Consider the following 18,317-nt stretch of genomic DNA (forward strand, 5'->3'; position numbering starts at 1 on the left):
CTTATCCCTTTAGTGTTTAATTTCTACGTATTCGCTGACTTCTAAGCCAAACCCTTTAAGGCCATGAAGTTTTCTTGGCGAGCCAAGAATTCTCATTTTCTTAACCCCTAGATCGGACAAAATCTGCGCACCAACACCGTAGGTCTTAATATCATCGCCCATCTCACGAGAACTATTATCAATATTTTGCAAAATTGATTGGTCGCTTTGCTTTCTAAGTAGCAAGAACACGCCGCTCTGCGATTTAGAAATATGTTTAAGTGCATCATCTACACCAAAGCCTTTGGTGCTTTCATGCAAAACATCCCTAAAAGTGTCTTCCATATGGACACGTACGCAGGTGTCTTTATCGTGGGTAATTTCGCCCTTAACCAAAGCTAGATGGGTTTCATTATAAATACTGTCTAGGAATGAAATCAGTCTGAAAGAGCCATGCTCAGTTTCAAACTCACGCTCATTGATGCGCTCAATGGTTTTTTCATTTTCAATTCGGTAAGAGATTAAATCTTCGATCGTACCCCATTTAATATTGTGTTTTTCGGCAAAAATTTCTAAATCGTCGCGTCTGGCCATAGAGCCATCTTCATTTAAAATTTCAACAATAACAGAAGCAGGTTCAAACCCAGATAAGCGCGCAAGATCACAGCCTGCCTCAGTATGTCCTGCACGAATCAGTACGCCACCAGGTTGCGCCATTAGAGGGAAAATATGCCCTGGTTGAACGATATCAGCAGCTGTTGCATTAGGTGCGACTGCATCTAGTACAGTTTTGGCTCTATCTGCTGCGGAGATGCCTGTCGTTACCCCTTCTACAGCTTCGATTGAAACCGTGAAGTTGGTGCCATTGGCATCGTTATTTTGCGCCACCATGAGTGGCAAGTTAAGCTGTTTACAGCGCTCTTGGGTTAGTGTTAAGCAAATCAAACCGCGGCCATGCGTCGCCATAAAGTTAATATCTTCTTTGGTGCAAGTGGCTGCAGGAATAATAAGATCGCCTTCATTTTCACGATCTTCGTCATCCATCAGGATGATCATTTTTCCTTGTTTATAATCTTCTAAAATTTCTTCAATGGTTGCTTTTATCATGACTCTTTATTATTTAATAATTGCTCTAAGTGGCGCGCAATAATATCAACTTCTAAGTTGACTTGATCGCCTATTGTTAACTCGCCCAAGGTTGTAACACTCAAGGTATGTGGGACAATGTTTAAATCAAAGGTGTTGCCAACAATACTATTGACAGTCAAACTCACGCCATTGATACACACAGAGCCTTTTCTAGCGATGTATTTTACCAAATTATCAGGCGCGTTAATCTTAAAACGCGTTGATTCTCCTTCGCTAATTTGCTCGCTGACTTGGGCGATTCCATCCACATGGCCACTGACCAAATGACCATCAATACCTTGATTGAGTCTGAGTGCTTTTTCTAAATTGACTGCTGCGCCCTGTTCAAGCTGGGAGAAGATCGAACAATCTAGCGTTTCTTGAGAAACGTCGGCTGTAAAAAAATCTGAACCGACTTCAACAGCTGTTAAACAAACACCATTAACAGCGATACTATCGCCAATCGCGATGCTAGAAAAATCAAAATTTGTTGCCGTGAAACTAAAGACAGCACCTTTGTCATAGGCAACTTTAGTTTTAATGCTGCCAAGCGCTTGAATAATGCCAGTAAACATAAATACAATAAACGATATTAAAGGTTGCTAATTTTACGCTAGTTGCTCGTTAATCGCTTTGTTTTCAAAACAATAACAAAAGCTTGCGCCTAGCAAAACAATCAGCCAAGCTAGGTAAATCCAAAGCATAAGCAACATGAGAACAGAGAGTGTGCCATAAATGAGCTCATAGATTGGAAAGTATTGGATGTAGAGGAACATGGCATATTTAATTACCTCTAACAAAATAGCAGCAATAACGCCTGCCTTTAAGGCGTTAATGTATCTGACTTTTTCCAAAGGAACAGCATAATACAAAATCGAAAAACCCACACTAGATAGGATTAGCGGCGTGAATACGGGTGCATAGTTGATCATAGGCAGTTGATTGAAAACATCTGATGCAGCCACATAAGAGCTTAGAAATATTGACGCAGCTAAAAATATCGGCCCCAAGAACAATACAAATAAATAAGAAACAAGTCCTTTCATCCAATGGCGATGATGCACATCATGCCAAATCAGATTAATACGCTTGTCTATCTCAAATAACAAAAGCATTACTGCAAAAACTAAAAAACCAGAACTAACCCCTTTTAAAGATTGAGCCTGATTAATAAACTGCTGAATGTAAGTTTGCGCTGCGCTGTGGTTTTGTGGCAAAAGCTGAGTAAACAAAAATTGCTCTAATGACTGTTGCAGCTCTGCAAAATATGGTGATAGTGAAAAAACACTAAGACCTAAAGCTAGCCCAGGAACCAAGGCGAATAAGCTACTAAATGACAGTATGGAAGCCGAATCAAAGCTCTGACGCTTTACAAATCTTCTTAATACTGCTTTAATCATAAGCTTATTTTTGTGACTTTAAGTAATCCTCATAGTTGCCAGAATAATAATGCATACCATCTTCTTTCAACTCTACAACTTTGGTCGATAATGACGATACAAACTCTCTATCGTGACTGACAAAGATCAGTGTACCCTCATAATTTTCCAATGCAAGGTTAAGTGCCTCAATGGACTCCATGTCTAAGTGGTTAGTCGGCTCGTCCATCACCAATACGTTTGGTTGTTGCAACATAAGCTTACCAAACAACATTCTGCCTTTTTCGCCACCCGAAAGTGATTTAACACTTTTAATGATGTCGTTTTTACCGAACAACATTTTGCCAAGTACGCCGCGCATATCCTGCATATTCTGCTTCGGCTGTTTAAATTGTGCCATCCAATCAAGCACAGTCATATCTTCTTTAAAATCAGCACTATTATCTTGAGCATAATAGCCAATATTGATATTCTCACTCCACTTGATCTTGCCTTTATCAGCTTCAATCTCACCTACTAGCGTACGCAGCAAGGTGGTTTTACCAATACCATTTTGGCCAATGACCGCCACACGCTCACCCACTTCAAACAAAAAGCTAATGTCTTTTAATACATGAAGATCGTCAAAGCTTTTTTCCAATCCTTCAACTTCCAGAACATTTCTATGAAGCTTGTTTTCTTGATTGAAGTAAATATAAGGACTAACTCTTGAAGACGGCTTAATGTCATCAAGTTCAATTTTTTCAAGCTGTTTTTGACGTGACGTTGCTTGCTTGGCTTTAGAGGCATTTGAAGAAAAACGCGACACAAAATGCTTAAGCTCTTTAATTTTTGCCTCTTTTTTAGCATTATCTGACTGCATTTTTTCCTGAATGGCAGTTGAAGCCATCATAAACTGATCGTAATTTCCAGGGAAAGTATTGAGTGCGCCGTAGTCCAAATCAGACATATGCGTACACACACCATTTAAGAAGTGTCTATCGTGCGAGATAATGACCATAGTAGCTTTACGCTCATTGAGTACATTGACCAGCCAGCTAATTGAGTTAATATCCAAGTTGTTGGTTGGCTCATCCAGTAGTAGAATTTCAGGATCAGAGAATAACGCCTGAGCCAGCAAGATACGCATTTTCCAACCTGGTGCAATCTCACTCATCAGCCCGTAATGCTGCTCTTCAGGAATATCTAAACCTAGCAATAATTCACTGGCTGATGATTCAGCCATGTAGCCGTCCATTTCCGCAAATTCCATTTCAAGGTGTGCAACCTTGGTGCCGTCCGCTTCACTCATCTCTGGCAGTGCGTAGATACGATCACGCTCTTTTTTCACTTCCCACAACTTCTCATGGCCCATGATAACTGTATCAACAACACGAAACTCTTCATAGGCAAACTGATCCTGACGCAAAATACCTAGTCTCTCACCCTCGCTAATGCTTACCGTACCGTTTGAAGGCTTTAACTCACCAGTTAAAATTTTCATGAAAGTTGATTTACCACAACCATTAGCACCAATCAAACCGTAACGATTGCCGCCTTGAAACTTAATAGAGATATTTTCAAACAGGGGTTTTTCACCAAATTGCATGGTAATGTTGGCAGTAGAAATCATGAGTATAGGGCTAATTTTGAAAAACAACCATTATCCCATAATAAATTTAAAAAACTAAAGGAAATACGAGGTTGATTAGAGTCATTAAGACGTCTTTCGAGGGTTAAAATAACAAGAAACTCATCCTTATTTATAGACTTACTGAATGTTTGAAAAAACCGGTCAACTACCTGATAAACCCTTATCTATTGCTATTCTTATATTGCTACTATTTGGCTGGATACTATCATTTTCAGCCTCATTAGGTCACTTTGATAGCTACAGCTATTTCTTTAAACAAAGTGTTTATATTTTAATCGGCCTAGCATTAGCCTTTACTTGCTTAAAAATTCCCTTATATTTTTATAAAAAATATGCCAAATGGTTTTTTGTTTTTACCTTGGTTTGCTTGGCATTAGTATTTTTGCCTGAACCTATCGGTAGAACTGTTAACGGCTCAACTCGCTGGATTAATTTTGTATTTTTTAAATTTCAGCCGTCTGAAATGATGAAAATTGCTATGATTTTATACATGGCCGACTTTTTAGTAAGACAAGAAAAGGATGTTAAAAAGCCTTGGATGGGCTTAATTAAAACACTTATCATCATCTCTTCAGCCGATATATTATTATTATTAGAAATGGACTTAGGGGCCACAATTATTATCTCTTTAACGGCGCTTATCATGTTGTTTGCTGCTGGTGTTTATCTCGTGCAACTAAGCTTTGTTGGCAGTATTTTGGTGAGTGCTGTTGGCATTTGGCTGTACATGGATGGCTTAAGCGGAGGTGTACGTTGGCAGCGACTCACACAGTTTTGGCAAACAGACTTGTGGATCAATGAAAGTGATAAGGTTTATCAAACCAAGCAGGCTTTAATCGGCATTGCCCGAGGTGATTGGACAGGTGTTGGACTGGGAAATGGCATTCAAAAATACACCAAACTACCCGAGCCGCATACCGATATGATTTTCTCTATTATCGGGGAAGAGACCGGCATCATTGGCATGTTGTTTGTTATTTTTGTATTTGGCTTTATTATGCTAAAAGGTTTTAAAATTGCTAAAGGTGCACTCAAACAAAAACGCAAATATAGCTCTTTTGTTGGATTTGGTATTTGCACCTGGCTATCATTGCAATTTAGTGTTAATATCGCTATGAATCTGGGCTTAATGCCACCCAAAGGCTTTCCTTTGCCTTTAATTAGTTATGGTGGGTCGAGCATGATTTTTGTACTGATTGCGCTTGGCATTCTACTAAGAATTGATATGGAAAGTCGCTGTGAATACTCCAAACAAAAAAACTACGTTTAAAAAAAAGCTTTGGTATAAATATGAACAATCATAAAAAAATCTTAATTATGGCGGGTGGTACTGGCGGACACATTTTTCCCGCTTTGGCTATTGCCAAAGAACTCAAAAAACACCAATGCCAAGTTGAATGGTTAGGCTCTAAAAAAGGCATGGAAAATACCATTGTGCCTAAAAATAAATTACCATTGCACACAGTTAATGCAGTGGGATTACGGGGTAAAAATATCATTAGCCTGATCAAAGCACCCTTTCAACTAGCCTTAGCCACCGCGCAAGTTATCCAAGTATTTATTAAAACCAAGCCTGACATTGCACTAGGCATGGGCGGTTTTGCCTCAGGTATTGGCGGGGTTATTGCTTGGATTTTTAGAGTGCCTTTATTTATTCATGAGCAAAATGCCGTTCCTGGCACCACCAACAAACTACTCTCTAAACTTGCCACACAAACACTTCAGGCGTTTGATGGCGCATTTGATGTCTCTGTTCAAGCTCTTAGCGTGGGTAATCCAGTGGCTTTTAAAGTGAGCAATTCTCATACCAATAATAAAAAACTAAACTTACTTATTGTTGGTGGCAGTCTGGGCTCCAAGCCTATTAACGAGGTGGTTACACAGCTAAATATTCCTATTAATATTTGGCATCAAACTGGGCAATTGCACTTTGACCAAGTCCAATCTCAATATGGGAAAAAATCCGCCAAGGTAGCAGCCTTTATTGATGACATGGCAAAAGCTTATGCTTGGGCAGATGTGGTATTGTGTCGAGCCGGAGCGATGACTATATCAGAGTTGATGCTTAGCGCTACACCCAGCATTCTAATCCCTCTACCGCACGCGATTGATAATCATCAGTTTTATAATGCAAAAATATTGGCAGATAATAATGCTGGCATACTCATCGAGCAAAAACATTTAACCATTCAGACACTTGAAAAAATCTTACTCAGCCTGGACAAAGAAAAGCTAGAATCTATGTCCAATCACACACTCGCCCTTGCCAAGCCAAATGCTGCTAGAGATATTGTCGAGCGCCTTCTTGACATATAAAAAAAGCCGCATTAAAGCGGCTTTAGCTTGACTTGATTAATCAATTATTTCCATTCAGTGCAAGTGATCATCTCGCTAGTATTGCCAAATCGATCTGATTTTTTATTGGTAACGCAGCGTCTTTCAAGCGCCTTAGCAGGTACCTCTACAATACGATCAACATAGACAATCTTCTCAACAATCACTTCCTTAACTGGATTACTATCATTACAAATATCTTGCTTAATAGCTTCTAGCTTTTGCTTGGCCTTTTGATGCTGATCACTTGACCATTTTTTTGCATCACTAGGTAAGCTTGATAAAGCGCCAATACTAGAATCTACCACACCACCTAAGCAACTACCCAAATGTTCAAGGTTGTCGTAGCCATCTGTACAGTTTTTAGATTCAGCTGTCGCGCCAAATGTTATAGAGCCAAGTGTTAATGCGATTAAAAGTTGTTTTTTCATCATAATGTTAGGGTGGTTAATGGTTTGATTGACTCATATTTAAGCCTAATGTTTCAAACAAGGCTTTATCACTGCCGGTATCTGGGTTGTCTGTCGTAAGCAACTGCTCACCATAAAAAATAGAGTTTGCACCTGCAAAGAAACACAAAGCTTGCATGGCTTCACCCATGTCTGTACGCCCTGCTGACAAACGCACCACAGACTTAGGCATCATAATACGGGCAACCGCAATAGTTCTAACAAACTCACTTTCTGTTGGCGGCTCAATTTTTTCAAAAGGTGTGCCCGGGATTGGCACTAACAAATTAATAGGAACACTATCTGGATGCTTGTCTAGGTTTGCCAAAGATCTAAGCATTGAAGCTCGGTCTGACTGCTCTTCACCCAAACCCAAAATACCACCACTACAAACATGAATGTCTGCATTTTGCACTGACTCTAAAGTATCCAGTCTATCTTGGAAATTACGTGTGGTAATAACATTGGAATAGTTTTCTTCAGAGGTATCAAGATTGTGATTGTAATAATCAAGCCCCGCCTCTTTTAATGTAAAGGCTTGATCTTGTGTTAGCATCCCTAGAGTGACACAAGTTTCCATGCCCATGGCTTTTACACCTTGAATCATTGGGATAACCTTATCAAGGCTTTTATCAGTTGGATTGCGCCAAGCAGCACCCATACAAAAACGTGTTGCACCCTGGTCTTTTGCTGTTTTCGCCTGCTCTAAAACGGTGTCAATTTCCATGAGCTTTTCACGCTCAAGACCGGTGTCGTATTTAGAGCTTTGAGAGCAATAAGAACAGTCTTCTGGACAAGCGCCTGTTTTGATATTAAGCAAAGAACTGACTTGCACATAGTTGGGATCAAAATTTTCCCGGTGAATGGTATGTGCTTTGAATAATAGATCATTAAACGGCATATCAAATAGAGCTTGAATTTCATCTAATTGCCAATCGTTTCTTAATTGTGTCATGAGAATTTATTTAAAAATAAGTAGTGTTATTTTAACGCAATCAATTTGCTTGAGACATTAAAAAAGCCGTGCATTTGCACGGCTTTTTTTTTAGAGTTGAAATTAAGTACTACAAACTGTAGTACATATCAAATTCAACTGGGTGGGGCGCTGAACGCATAGCATTTACTTCTTTCATTTTAAGATCAATGAAAGAATCAATGACATTATCCGTAAACACGCCACCTGATGTCAAGAAATCACGATCAGCATCGAGTGCATCTAAAGCCTGCTCTAAAGAGTTACAAACCTTAGGAATCTTCGCTTTCTCTTTTCTAGTTAATTCATACAAATCACCATCTTGAGGCTTGCCAGGGTCAATTTTATTCTTGATACCGTCAAGGCCGGCCATTAACATTGCAGAGAATGCTAAGTATGGGTTAGCTGTATTGTCTGGAAAACGAACTTCAATACGACGACCCAATGGGTTGCCTACGTAAGGAATACGAATTGCAGCTGAACGGTTCTTAGCAGAATAAGCTAGCATTTCTGGTGCTTCATAGCCTGGAACCAAGCGCTTGTAAGAGTTAGTTGATGCATTAGTAAATGCATTTAACGCTTGAGCATGCTTAATAATGCCGCCAATGTAATATAGCGCCATTTGACTTAAGTTGCCATACTCATCGCCATCAAATAAGTTAACACCGTCTTTTGCAATTGACTGGTGAACGTGCATACCATTACCATTGTCAATCGCAATTGGCTTAGGCATAAAGGTTGCTGTTTTGCCGTACATATGAGCAACATTATGAATACAGTATTTAAGAATTTGAGTCTCATCAGCTTTTCTTACTAATGTGTTAAATTTTGCGCCAATTTCACATTGACCAGCAGTACCCACTTCGTGGTGATGTACTTCAGTTTCAACACCCATTTCTTCAATCACAAGACACATTTCAGATCTAAGATCGTGTAGTGAATCTACTGGAGGAACTGGAAAATAACCACCTTTAACATTTGGACGGTGACCTTTATTTCCACCCTCTAAATCAGAGCCAGACTCCCAGTCTGCTTCTTCAGAATGGATTTCATAAAACGCCTTACCCATGCCAAATCCTGTATCCCACTTAACACTGTCAAATACAAAAAATTCATTTTCGTTACCAAAATAAGCCGTATCACCAACACCTGAGCCTTGCATGTACTTTTCGGCGCGCTTAGCAATAGAACGAGGATCTTTTTCATAACCCTGCATATCACTTGGCTCAACAATATCACAACGTACAATTAACGTCGGCTCTTGTGTAAACGGGTCCATGACACATGCTGTTGTGTCTGGCTTTAAAATCATGTCAGATTCGTTAATTTCTTTCCAACCTGTGATTGAAGAGCCATCAAACATTTGACCCTCTTCAAATTTATCTTCATCAACCGTATGAGCAGGAACACTTACGTGGTGCTCTTTACCGTGAGTATCTGTAAAACGAAAATCAACGAACTTAACCTCGTTATCTTCAATCATCTTCATTACATCTTGTGCAGACATATTTTCTCCTTTAATTTAACTATTTGCATTAACTGACCAACTTTGTCAAGAAGCTTGCGCCGTTACAAGCATAATTCTTATGTATTGAGCTATTATTTTTATAGCAAAAACAGCGAATTATTCTACCCTATTTTCTCAACAATAAGAATAATCTCATCTGATTTTTCTTGAATTTCCAACACTTTGTGGCCATGAACCTTACACCAAGCAGGGATATCATGCAACACACCCGGGTCTGTTGCTAGCATTTCAATAGTATCGCCAACTGCTATCTTGTCAATCATTTCCCCTAGGCGAATCACTGGCATTGGGCACAGCAATCTTTTTACATCAATATTAGTTTGCATTAACCCAGTCCTGTGGCTTTAAAAACTTCTCATAAAGCTGCGCTTCTGGTGTATTTGGCTCAGGTTCATATTGATACTCCCAACGTACCAAAGGTGGCAGCGACATCAAAATTGATTCTGTGCGTCCACCCGTTTGCAAGCCAAACAAGGTGCCCCGATCATAAACCAGGTTAAACTCGACATAACGACCACGGCGGTATAGTTGAAACTGGCGCTCATGGTCACCAAATGGTGTGTCTTGTCGTTTTTCTACAATCGGTCTGTAAGCTTTAATATAGCTATCACCAACACTACGCATAAAAGCAAAGCACTCTTCGAAACTACCCTCGTTCAGATCATCAAAAAATAATCCGCCAATACCGCGCTGCTCATCACGATGCTTCATATAGAAATAATCGTCGCACCATTTTTTGTATTTTGGATATACATCCTCACCAAAAGGGTCGCAAGCCTCTTTAGCAGTTTGGTGCCAAAAAATCGCATCCTCATCAAAGCCGTAATACGGGGTTAAATCAAAGCCGCCACCAAACCACCAAATCGGCTCCTCACCTTCTTTTTCAGCAATAAAAAAACGCACATTCGCATGTGAAGTGGGCACATAAGGATTGTTTGGATGAATAACCAACGACACACCCAGCGCACTAAAACTACGCCCTGCTAGCTCTGGGCGCATTGCTGTGGCAGAAGCTGGCATATTATCACCATGAACAATCGAAAAATTAACTCCGGCTTGCTCAAACACTTTGCCCGCTGTTAATACTCGGGTTAAGCCGTTACCGCGTCCATCGGGTTTTTTCCATTCATCTTTAATGAATGTTGCTTGTGTATCTACTTGCTCCAATTGCGTGCAAATATCTTCTTGCAAGGCTAGTAAATATTTTTGAATTTGACCAATCATCTAAGCTTCTCTCCCGTGTGTAAATTAACAATGGCTGACGGATTAATATCTGTCACAACTGGCGCAATTATATAGTCTAATTGATCTTTAAAATAAACCCGTAACTTCAAGACACTTTTGGCCGTTTTTTGGCCCGAAATATTCGCACTGGTGCTAACCAATGCACTGCGAGTCATCGTGCATAAATCTTTAATGAGTTGGTTATTAGTCAATCTAATGGCTACCGTGTCATGACCGCCTAATAATAAACTCGATGTATTTCTACTGGCCTTTACAATATAAGTAGTCGGCGTATTAGTGGGTTTAATTTGCTTCAACAGCTCAACATCTTTAACATAAGTTTCAACATACTTAATATCACTCGTTAGTAAAATCAACCCCTTATTGGCTGAGCGTTGCTTTAATTCAATAAGTCGAATTAAAACATGATCAAATGGCAAGCAACTAAGCCCTTGAACGGTATCGGTTGGCAGACTAATCACGCCACCACTATTTAAAATATTGGCGGCTAATCTAGTTTTAATGCTCATGTTTTTTTCGCTCGTGGATGACACTTATCATAAACTTTTGAAAGCTCTAAAAAATCAAGATGAGTATATACTTGAGTAGACTTAATACTCGCATGACCTAAAAACTCTTGAGTCGAGCGCAAATCATGACTAGATTGTAAAAAATGCGTGGCCGCCGCATGACGCAGCATGTGCGGATAAACATTAACTTTAATACCTGCTAACAAGGCACGTTTTTTAATCATATTTTGAATTGATCTTACTCCAATCCTGTCACCATTTTTATTAATAAAAAGCGCACTGGCTTGGTGCACCTCTAAATACTTAATAATAGCCTTTTGTGCAGAACCCCCTAATGGTGTGTGTCGAGTCTTGCCGCCCTTGCCCACAACTTTTAAAAAACCTTCAGACAAATCTACATCACTCACATCCAAACCTACCAGTTCAGCCACACGCAAACCACAAGAATAAAGCACCTCGATTATGGCCACATCCCGATACTCAAATCGGGAGGTGCTGCTTGCTTTTAATAGTTGCAGTAATTGCTCATAATTTAATACACTGGGTAAATTTTGCACAATCTTTGGCGTGCGTAGTTGAACGGCGCAGTTATGCTCAAGCTGATCCTGATTAACCAAATACGTCAACAACCCCTTGATAGAGGATAGATAGCGACGAATACTTCTAGCAGAAATATTTTTATGGCGCAACTGCATGATAAATGTATTAAGTAGTTGCTCATTAAGCGCCGACCAAGTGTTGATATTTTGAGTTTTTAAAAAATTAAGCAATTGATTTAAGTCACGCTCATACGCCTGTTGTGTATTAAGCGCGTAATGTCGCTCAACTTTTAAATACAAAATAAAATCAATTATTTGCTTTTTCACTTGATTTTTCTCAGCTTGACCATATCAATACATTTTACGCATAATAAAAGGCACTGGTAAATGACTACTAAACAGACGCATTCGTTCCAAACAGAGGTTTCTCAACTCCTACATCTTATGATTCACTCTTTATATTCCAACAAAGAGATCTTCCTGCGAGAGCTGGTATCAAACGCTTCGGACGCTGTTGATAAACTTAAATTTGAATCCTTATCAAACGACACTCTAGTGGAAGGCAAAGAAAGCTTGCAAGTGCATATTGATGTTGATAAAGAAGCTGGCACAATTACTATTACTGATAACGGCATTGGCATGACACAGACTGAAGTCATGGAAAATATCGGTACTATTGCTAATTCTGGTACCAAAAAATTCCTACAAAGTCTAGACAAAAAACAAGCCGAAGATTCAAACCTAATCGGCCAATTTGGCGTAGGCTTCTACGCTTCATTCATTGTCGCGGACGAAGTTGTGCTTACCACTAGAAAAGCTGGCGATGACAAAGCTAACGGCACTATCTGGACCTCTAAAGGCGAAGGTGAGTATTCTCTAGAAACCACTACTGTGGAAGATTTTGGTACCAAAATCACCCTACACATTAAAGACGATGAAAAAGAATTCCTAGACGATTATCGCCTACGTGGCATTATCTCTAAATACTCGGATCATATTACTGTACCAATTATGATGATCAAGCCAGCAGCAGAAGATTCTGATGAGGCTATTGAATATGAAATGATTAACAAGGCCAATGCTTTTTGGATGCAAGACAAAAAAGAGCTAAAACAAGAAGATTATGATGAATTTTACAAATCTCTTACCTATGATTTTGAAGCGCCACTTGCACAACTGCACAACCGTGTTGAAGGCAAACTAGATTACACCTCTCTGCTATTTATCCCTGCTAAAGCACCGTTTGACATGTGGGAGCCAAAGCGTAAAGGCGGCATTAAACTGTATGCTAAGCGTGTGTTCATCATGGAAGACAATGAAGAACTTATGCCAATGTACTTGCGCTTTGTTAAAGGTGTAATCGATACGGCTGATTTATCTTTAAATGTGTCTCGTGAGATCCTACAAGGCAACAAAGTGGTTGACACAATCCGCAAGGCCTCAGTTAGCAGAATTTTAAAAGAACTTGAAAAAATGGCTAAAAACAAGCCAGAGAAATACGCTACCTTCTGGAAAGAATTTGGCATGGTAATGAAAGAAGGTGTGGTGGAAGATGCTTCAAATAAGGATAAAATCGCCGCGCTACTACGTTTTTCTACTACCAAGTCAGACAGCGAAGCACAAAGCGTATCTTTGGCCGAGTACATCGAACGTATGGGCGATGATCAAAAAGACATCTACTACGTTACTGCTGAAACTTTTGCAGCGGCTAAAGGCTCACCACATTTAGAAATATTCAAACAAAAAGACATTGAAGTGCTACTTCTATCTGATCGTGTAGACGAGTGGATGGTTAACAACTTTAACGAGTTTGAAGGCAAGCAACTTAAATCAATCGCTAAAGGTGATTTAGAAGATCTTGACTCCAAGGAAGAAAAAAAGGAAAAAGAAAAAACTGCCAAAGGCTTTAAAAAGACGCTAGAAGAAATGCAGAAAATTCTTGAAAATCAAGTCAAGGAAGTTAAGATTTCAAATCGTCTGAGTGAGTCCCCTTCTTGTTTAGTCGCTGATGAAAACGAGATGGGCGGCAACATGGAAAGAATTATGGCCTCACTTGGTCAAGACGTACCAGAAACCAAGCCGATTTTGGAAATCAACCCAACTCACCCTTTAGTTGAAAAACTTAAAGCCAAGGTGGATGAAAACTTAGTTAATGTTTTATTTGATCAAGCAGTTTTATCAGAAGGCGGACAACTTAAAGATCCAGCTGAATTTGTAAAACGTATGAATAAGCTAATCAACTAAACGCCGCATCATCAAACAATAAAAAGCCCGCTAACTGCGGGTTTTTTATTGCCATTTTGAAAATTTGGCAAATTTTTGATGGACAAAACTAATGAGATAACAATTCACATAAATTCAACGAATTACCAGCTTAAATACGGGTTTTATGGGTAAATTTAGCTATTTTCACCGATTAAATTACTAAAATAGGCCTTGGCCATATCTTTTAGACGAAAAAAAATCGCACAAAATGTGCGATTCGCATAATTTTGGAAATTTTTAATCTTTTTTAAAGGGTTTAATATTTCTTAAAATCCCTCTAAAAATCGCAACTTCTTCTTTTTCAGGTTCTGCTCGGCCAAAAAACCGACGCATTCGACGCATTAAAAGCGCTTTAGGGCGTTTTTCTTCAAAATAGTCAATATGCTCAAGCACTTGAGCAAGATGTGCGTAAAAACCTTCTAGTTCAATATTACTGGCAATTTCATTGGTGCTTTTTTCAAATTCTGTGGTAGTGCTATAAACGTAGTGCTGATAAGCAAATACCTGAATAGCTGAGGCAACATTAAGCGAGAAGTAATTTGGATTGCCGGGAATGGTCATCAAAATTTGACACAAATCTAGCTCTTCGTTACTTAAGCCAGAGTTTTCCGTACCAAATACCACTGCTACTTCTTGACCCTCAACAGCCATGGTTTTTTGAATTTCGCCACAAGCACCCACCACATCCATTTGCCTCCACTTAACATTGCGCTGGCGCGCACTAGCACCTATTACCAAATGTACGTCTGCTAAAGCCTCTTCGAGTGTGTCACAAACAACAGCATTAGTTAAGATATCATCTGCCCCACTCGCTCTAGCAGTTGCTACAGCTGATGGATGAGTCTTTGGACTAACCAAATACAGCGTGGAAAGATTCATGTTTTTCATCGCCCGCGCAGCCGCACCAATATTACCCGGTTCAGTGGTATTAACCATAACCACACGAACCTTATCAAAGGTATAATTCATCTCTTTTTCCATTGGTCTATTAATTATGCATCCTACGCTTAATATTGCCGTTAAAGCCGCTCGCAAAGCCGGTGACATCATTCTCAGATATCATAATCAGATTGATCTGCTAACGATCGAAAATAAAGCAGCCAATGACTTCGTTTCTGAAGTGGATAAAGCTGCTGAAGATGCTATTATAGACGAGTTGAAATATGCCTTTCCGGATCATTCAATCTTAGGTGAAGAAAACGGAGAAATTGTTGGCAAAGACAAGCGCTTTGTTTGGATCTTGGATCCGCTAGATGGCACTACTAACTATCTACACGGCTTTCCACAATATTCAGTCTCTATTGCTTTATATGAAAACGATGAAGCTACTCACGCCGTGGTTTACGACCCTTTTAAAGAAGAGTTGTTTACCGCTTCAAAGGGTGATGGCGCTTATTTAAATGAGCAAAGAATTCGTGTTACTAGTACGAACGGCTTTGAGGATACTTTAATTGGCACTGGTTTTCCATTTAAGGCACCTCAACACCTAGATGCCTACCTCGATATGTTTAAAGCGGTTCATCCAAAGGTAGCCGGCATTCGTCGTGCAGGTTCTGCCGCACTTGATTTAGCTTATTTGGCTGCTGGCCGACTCGATGGCTTCTGGGAAATAGAGCTTAATATTTGGGATATCGCTGCCGGTGCACTTTTAGTCAAAGAAGCAGGTGGTTATATTGGTGATTTTTCGGGTCGTGACAAATACCTGGAAACAGGTAACGTGGTCGCGGGCAATGAAAAAGTTTTTAAAGCGCTTTTAAAAACCATTCACCCACACCTTACAGACGACTTACAGCGCTAATTTTCTAGCGTTAACTGCTCGCCATTTAACGCTTTAGCAGCTTCACTCATTAAATACACAATCGCCGGAGAGACACTCTCTGGCAGTGGATTGTTGTCTGAATTTTCTGCTGGATAAGCGGTTCTACGCATCTCAGTACGCATACGCTTTGGATCAAGCGAATTCACTCTAATATTGGTTTTTTCGAGCTCTTCTGCTAGTGTTTTACTCAAACCCTCAATAGCAAATTTACTCACGCCATAAGCACCCCAATAAGCTTTAGCTGTGCGTCCAACTGAGGAAGATAAAAACAAAATTCGAGCATCCTTAGATTTACTCAGTACCGGGATTAAAAATTGCGTGAGCATAAAAGGTGCGTTGACGTTAATTTGCATGGTCGAATACCAAAGCTTTAAATCGTATTGCTCAATCGGCATCATTGTGCCGATAATACCAGCGTTATGAATTAGTCCGTCAAGCTGGCCAAAATTATCCAAAATATCTCTTTGCAATTGCTCGTAGTGTTCAGGTGTTGCCCCTTCCAAATCTAATGGATACAAAATAGGCTCTGCAAAGCCAGCATCTACCACTTCGTCGTAGGCAGTTTCCAGTGAACCAAGATCACGCCCAAGCATAATAACGGTTGCGCCCGCTTTGGCTAGATCTAGTGTCATCGCCTTACCAAAACCGCGATTGGCACCCGTAACCAAAATAACCTTATCTTTTAGTTCGCCCGTGGCGATTGAATAGTTTGTTGAAATTTTCATTAACCCAACTCCTTTTTACTTTGCACGCCCAACTCTTTGAGTTTTTCAGCGCGACTAATTAAATTACCCTTGCCATCAGAAAGCTTCCCGCGCGCTTCTTTGTAGCTCTTTTGCGCTTTATCCAAGTTCTTTTCAATTTCATCCATGGACTTCATAAAGCCAAATAATTTATCGTACATAGCACCAGCTTGACGCGCGATTTCTTCAGAATTTTGGTTTTGGCGCTCAGTCTGCCAGATGTGATGCACCGTTTTAAGACTCATCATTAATGTTGACGGCGAAACCAAGACAATATTCTTTTTAAGCGCTATGGTAAATAAATCAGGCTTTTGGTCAAGTGCCACCAACAAGGCTGACTCAATCGGAATAAACACAAAAATAAAATCGAGTGTTAGCACGCCTTCAAGATTTTCATACTCTTTAATACTAATGCCGTTAATATGCGCCTCAACCGAGCCCACATGTGCCTTAAGTAATGCGCTATTAGTTTGATCAGCAATGTAGTCTTTGTAAGCTTTAAGAGATACTTTGGAGTCAATAATAATGTCTTTTTCATCTGGTAAATGCAAAACCACATCTGGCTTAAAAGCTTCACCTTGCTCGTTTTTTAGCTGTTTTTGGGTATCAAACTCATGCCCTTCTCTAAGGCCTGAACTAGATAAAATCGAGCTTAGAATCATCTCGCCCCAATCGCCTTGTTGCTTGTTATCGTAAGTCAGGGCATTGGTTAGATTTTGGGTGGTTTCTTGCGCCTCTATACTGGTCTTTTTAAGGTTGTCAATTTGCGCAGAAAGTGTCGCACGCTCTTTAATTTGCTCAGTAGTAATAACCTCAATTTTGTCACGAAATTCTTTAAGTTGAGCCTGTAAAGGAGTGAGTAATTCAGAATTTTTAATACTTAAATCGTTGCGGTCTTTTTCTAAAATACTACTAGCCACTTCCTTAAAATCTTTACTCATTTGCTCTCTGGCAATATTGATCATGTCGATCTGATTTTCGTAAGATTTAATCTTTTCATCCAGGCTCACCTCTAGGTGAATTTTTTCTTTACTCAGTGTCTGTAATTGCTTATCCAAATAAATATAAACACCGATTGCACCGACTAATAAACCCAATATTAAACTTACTATATCCATTAAATTAACTCCAATAATTCTTGCGGTTGATTGATTTTATAATCATAATTCCAATCACTCTTAACTTGGCCATAACCATAAGTTACTGCCACGGTCTTAATACCGGCATTGCTGCCTGCCAACATATCGTTTTTATCATCTCCAACAAACAAACAACGCCTTGGCTCAATCGCCAATTGCGCACAAGCGTACAATAATGGCGCGGGATGTGGCTTATTAAATTCCAAGGTGTCTCCACAAACTACTACACCCGGCTGAATGTTTAGCTTTTGCAACAACAAGTGCGTTAAATTTTCGGGCTTATTGGTTACAATCCCCCAATTTATACGCTGCTTCACCAAGTTTTTTATCAATGCGCCAATACCGTCAAAAGGCGCTGAATTTAGATCAATATTCTTTGTGTAAATCTCAAGCAAGCGTTGATGCCAATTGGAAAAATTTGGATGATTCTCATCACAACCAAACCCAAATTTAATCAACGCCTTACCACCAAAAGCGACCAAAGGCTTAATTTGCTCAAAAGACTTAGCTTCTAGCCCACCCTCTTTAAGTAGGGTATTTAGTGCATAAGCCAAGTCTGGCGCCGTGTCAATTAGCGTGCCGTCTAAATCAAAAAGAATGGTATCAATATTCATATAAAACCGTTAAAATTTAACTCTACAAATTATAACGTTTA

The 18,317-nt window shown here is 39.6% G+C and carries 19 protein-coding genes; 4 read left to right on the forward strand and 15 right to left on the reverse strand.

The window, feature by feature from the left end; all coding sequences use genetic code 11:
• Positions 1-9: 9 nt before the first annotated feature.
• The 4 genes from ribBA to SP60_RS00155 are packed head-to-tail and all read right to left on the reverse strand — an operon-like array spanning position 10 to position 4,098.
• Positions 10-1,086, reverse strand: a complete 1,077-nt coding sequence (ribBA, locus tag SP60_RS00140; RefSeq protein ID WP_053950714.1) for a bifunctional 3,4-dihydroxy-2-butanone-4-phosphate synthase/GTP cyclohydrolase II — start codon at positions 1,084-1,086, stop codon at positions 10-12.
• On the reverse strand, positions 1,083-1,682 hold the full coding sequence (locus SP60_RS00145) for a riboflavin synthase (protein WP_053950715.1): 600 nt from the start codon (positions 1,680-1,682) through the stop codon (positions 1,083-1,085). The genes ribBA and SP60_RS00145 overlap by 4 nt, the downstream gene beginning before the upstream one ends.
• A 33-nt stretch (positions 1,683-1,715) precedes the next feature.
• On the reverse strand, positions 1,716-2,507 hold the full coding sequence (locus SP60_RS00150; RefSeq protein WP_053950716.1) for a YihY family inner membrane protein: 792 nt from the start codon (positions 2,505-2,507) through the stop codon (positions 1,716-1,718).
• Positions 2,508-2,511: 4 nt separating this feature from the next.
• Positions 2,512-4,098, reverse strand: a complete 1,587-nt coding sequence (locus SP60_RS00155) for an ABC-F family ATPase (protein WP_053950717.1) — start codon at positions 4,096-4,098, stop codon at positions 2,512-2,514.
• A gap of 145 nt (positions 4,099-4,243) precedes the next feature.
• On the opposite strand from SP60_RS00155, the gene ftsW reads away from it, so the two are divergent.
• Positions 4,244-5,389, forward strand: coding sequence for a putative lipid II flippase FtsW (ftsW, locus tag SP60_RS00160; protein WP_053950718.1), 1,146 nt, complete (start codon positions 4,244-4,246; stop codon positions 5,387-5,389).
• 20 nt (positions 5,390-5,409) lie between these two features.
• A complete protein-coding gene (gene murG, locus SP60_RS00165; RefSeq protein ID WP_053950719.1) occupies positions 5,410-6,435 on the forward strand; it encodes an undecaprenyldiphospho-muramoylpentapeptide beta-N-acetylglucosaminyltransferase in 1,026 nt (341 codons plus the stop codon).
• A 44-nt stretch (positions 6,436-6,479) separates the two neighbouring features.
• Here the strand turns inward: murG and SP60_RS00170 are convergent, their stop codons facing one another.
• The 7 genes from SP60_RS00170 to SP60_RS00200 all read right to left on the reverse strand — a co-directional run bounded on the left by SP60_RS00170 (position 6,480) and on the right by SP60_RS00200 (position 12,023).
• Positions 6,480-6,884: a hypothetical protein gene (locus tag SP60_RS00170; RefSeq protein WP_053950720.1), complete on the reverse strand. Its 405-nt coding sequence runs from the start codon at positions 6,882-6,884 to the stop codon at positions 6,480-6,482.
• A 16-nt stretch (positions 6,885-6,900) separates the two neighbouring features.
• Positions 6,901-7,857: a biotin synthase BioB gene (gene bioB, locus SP60_RS00175; RefSeq protein ID WP_053950721.1), complete on the reverse strand. Its 957-nt coding sequence runs from the start codon at positions 7,855-7,857 to the stop codon at positions 6,901-6,903.
• A 109-nt stretch (positions 7,858-7,966) separates the two neighbouring features.
• Positions 7,967-9,382 (reverse strand): type I glutamate--ammonia ligase, encoded by a 1,416-nt coding sequence (gene glnA / locus SP60_RS00180; RefSeq protein ID WP_053950722.1) that lies wholly within the window; start codon positions 9,380-9,382, stop codon positions 7,967-7,969.
• 122 nt (positions 9,383-9,504) lie between these two features.
• The gene (locus tag SP60_RS00185; RefSeq protein WP_053950723.1) at positions 9,505-9,729 is read right to left on the reverse strand and encodes a sulfurtransferase TusA family protein; all 225 of its coding nucleotides are present in this window, start codon (positions 9,727-9,729) and stop codon (positions 9,505-9,507) included.
• The gene (gene hemF, locus SP60_RS00190; protein WP_053950724.1) at positions 9,719-10,627 is read right to left on the reverse strand and encodes an oxygen-dependent coproporphyrinogen oxidase; all 909 of its coding nucleotides are present in this window, start codon (positions 10,625-10,627) and stop codon (positions 9,719-9,721) included. The genes SP60_RS00185 and hemF overlap by 11 nt, the downstream gene beginning before the upstream one ends.
• Positions 10,624-11,157 (reverse strand): L-threonylcarbamoyladenylate synthase, encoded by a 534-nt coding sequence (locus SP60_RS00195; protein WP_053950725.1) that lies wholly within the window; start codon positions 11,155-11,157, stop codon positions 10,624-10,626. Before SP60_RS00195 ends, hemF begins: the two co-directional genes overlap by 4 nt.
• Positions 11,154-12,023: a tyrosine recombinase XerC gene (locus tag SP60_RS00200; protein WP_053950726.1), complete on the reverse strand. Its 870-nt coding sequence runs from the start codon at positions 12,021-12,023 to the stop codon at positions 11,154-11,156. The genes SP60_RS00195 and SP60_RS00200 overlap by 4 nt, the downstream gene beginning before the upstream one ends.
• 60 nt (positions 12,024-12,083) lie before the next feature.
• Between SP60_RS00200 and htpG the strand changes: the two genes are divergently transcribed.
• Positions 12,084-13,940 (forward strand): molecular chaperone HtpG, encoded by a 1,857-nt coding sequence (gene htpG / locus SP60_RS00205; RefSeq protein ID WP_053950727.1) that lies wholly within the window; start codon positions 12,084-12,086, stop codon positions 13,938-13,940.
• Positions 13,941-14,198: 258 nt separating this feature from the next.
• Here htpG and SP60_RS00210 read toward each other — a convergent pair whose 3' ends face one another.
• Positions 14,199-14,930, reverse strand: a complete 732-nt coding sequence (locus tag SP60_RS00210) for an RNA methyltransferase (protein ID WP_199401934.1) — start codon at positions 14,928-14,930, stop codon at positions 14,199-14,201.
• 25 nt (positions 14,931-14,955) lie between these two features.
• Between SP60_RS00210 and SP60_RS00215 the strand changes: the two genes are divergently transcribed.
• A complete protein-coding gene (locus SP60_RS00215; protein WP_053950729.1) occupies positions 14,956-15,759 on the forward strand; it encodes an inositol monophosphatase family protein in 804 nt (267 codons plus the stop codon).
• Here SP60_RS00215 and SP60_RS00220 read toward each other — a convergent pair.
• The 3 genes from SP60_RS00220 to SP60_RS00230 are packed head-to-tail and all read right to left on the reverse strand — an operon-like array spanning position 15,756 to position 18,276.
• A complete protein-coding gene (locus SP60_RS00220) occupies positions 15,756-16,505 on the reverse strand; it encodes a YciK family oxidoreductase (protein ID WP_053950730.1) in 750 nt (249 codons plus the stop codon). The two genes, SP60_RS00215 and SP60_RS00220, sit on opposite strands and share 4 nt — an antisense overlap.
• On the reverse strand, positions 16,505-17,641 hold the full coding sequence (locus SP60_RS00225; protein ID WP_053950731.1) for a DNA recombination protein RmuC: 1,137 nt from the start codon (positions 17,639-17,641) through the stop codon (positions 16,505-16,507). Before SP60_RS00225 ends, SP60_RS00220 begins: the two co-directional genes overlap by 1 nt.
• Entirely contained in the window at positions 17,641-18,276 is a 636-nt protein-coding gene (locus SP60_RS00230; RefSeq protein WP_053950732.1) for an HAD family hydrolase, read from the reverse strand. The genes SP60_RS00225 and SP60_RS00230 overlap by 1 nt, the downstream gene beginning before the upstream one ends.
• Positions 18,277-18,317: the final 41 nt, after the last annotated feature.

The sequence above is a fragment of the Candidatus Thioglobus autotrophicus genome (assembly GCF_001293165.1).
GTDB lineage: Bacteria > Pseudomonadota > Gammaproteobacteria > PS1 > Pseudothioglobaceae > Thioglobus_A > Thioglobus_A autotrophicus.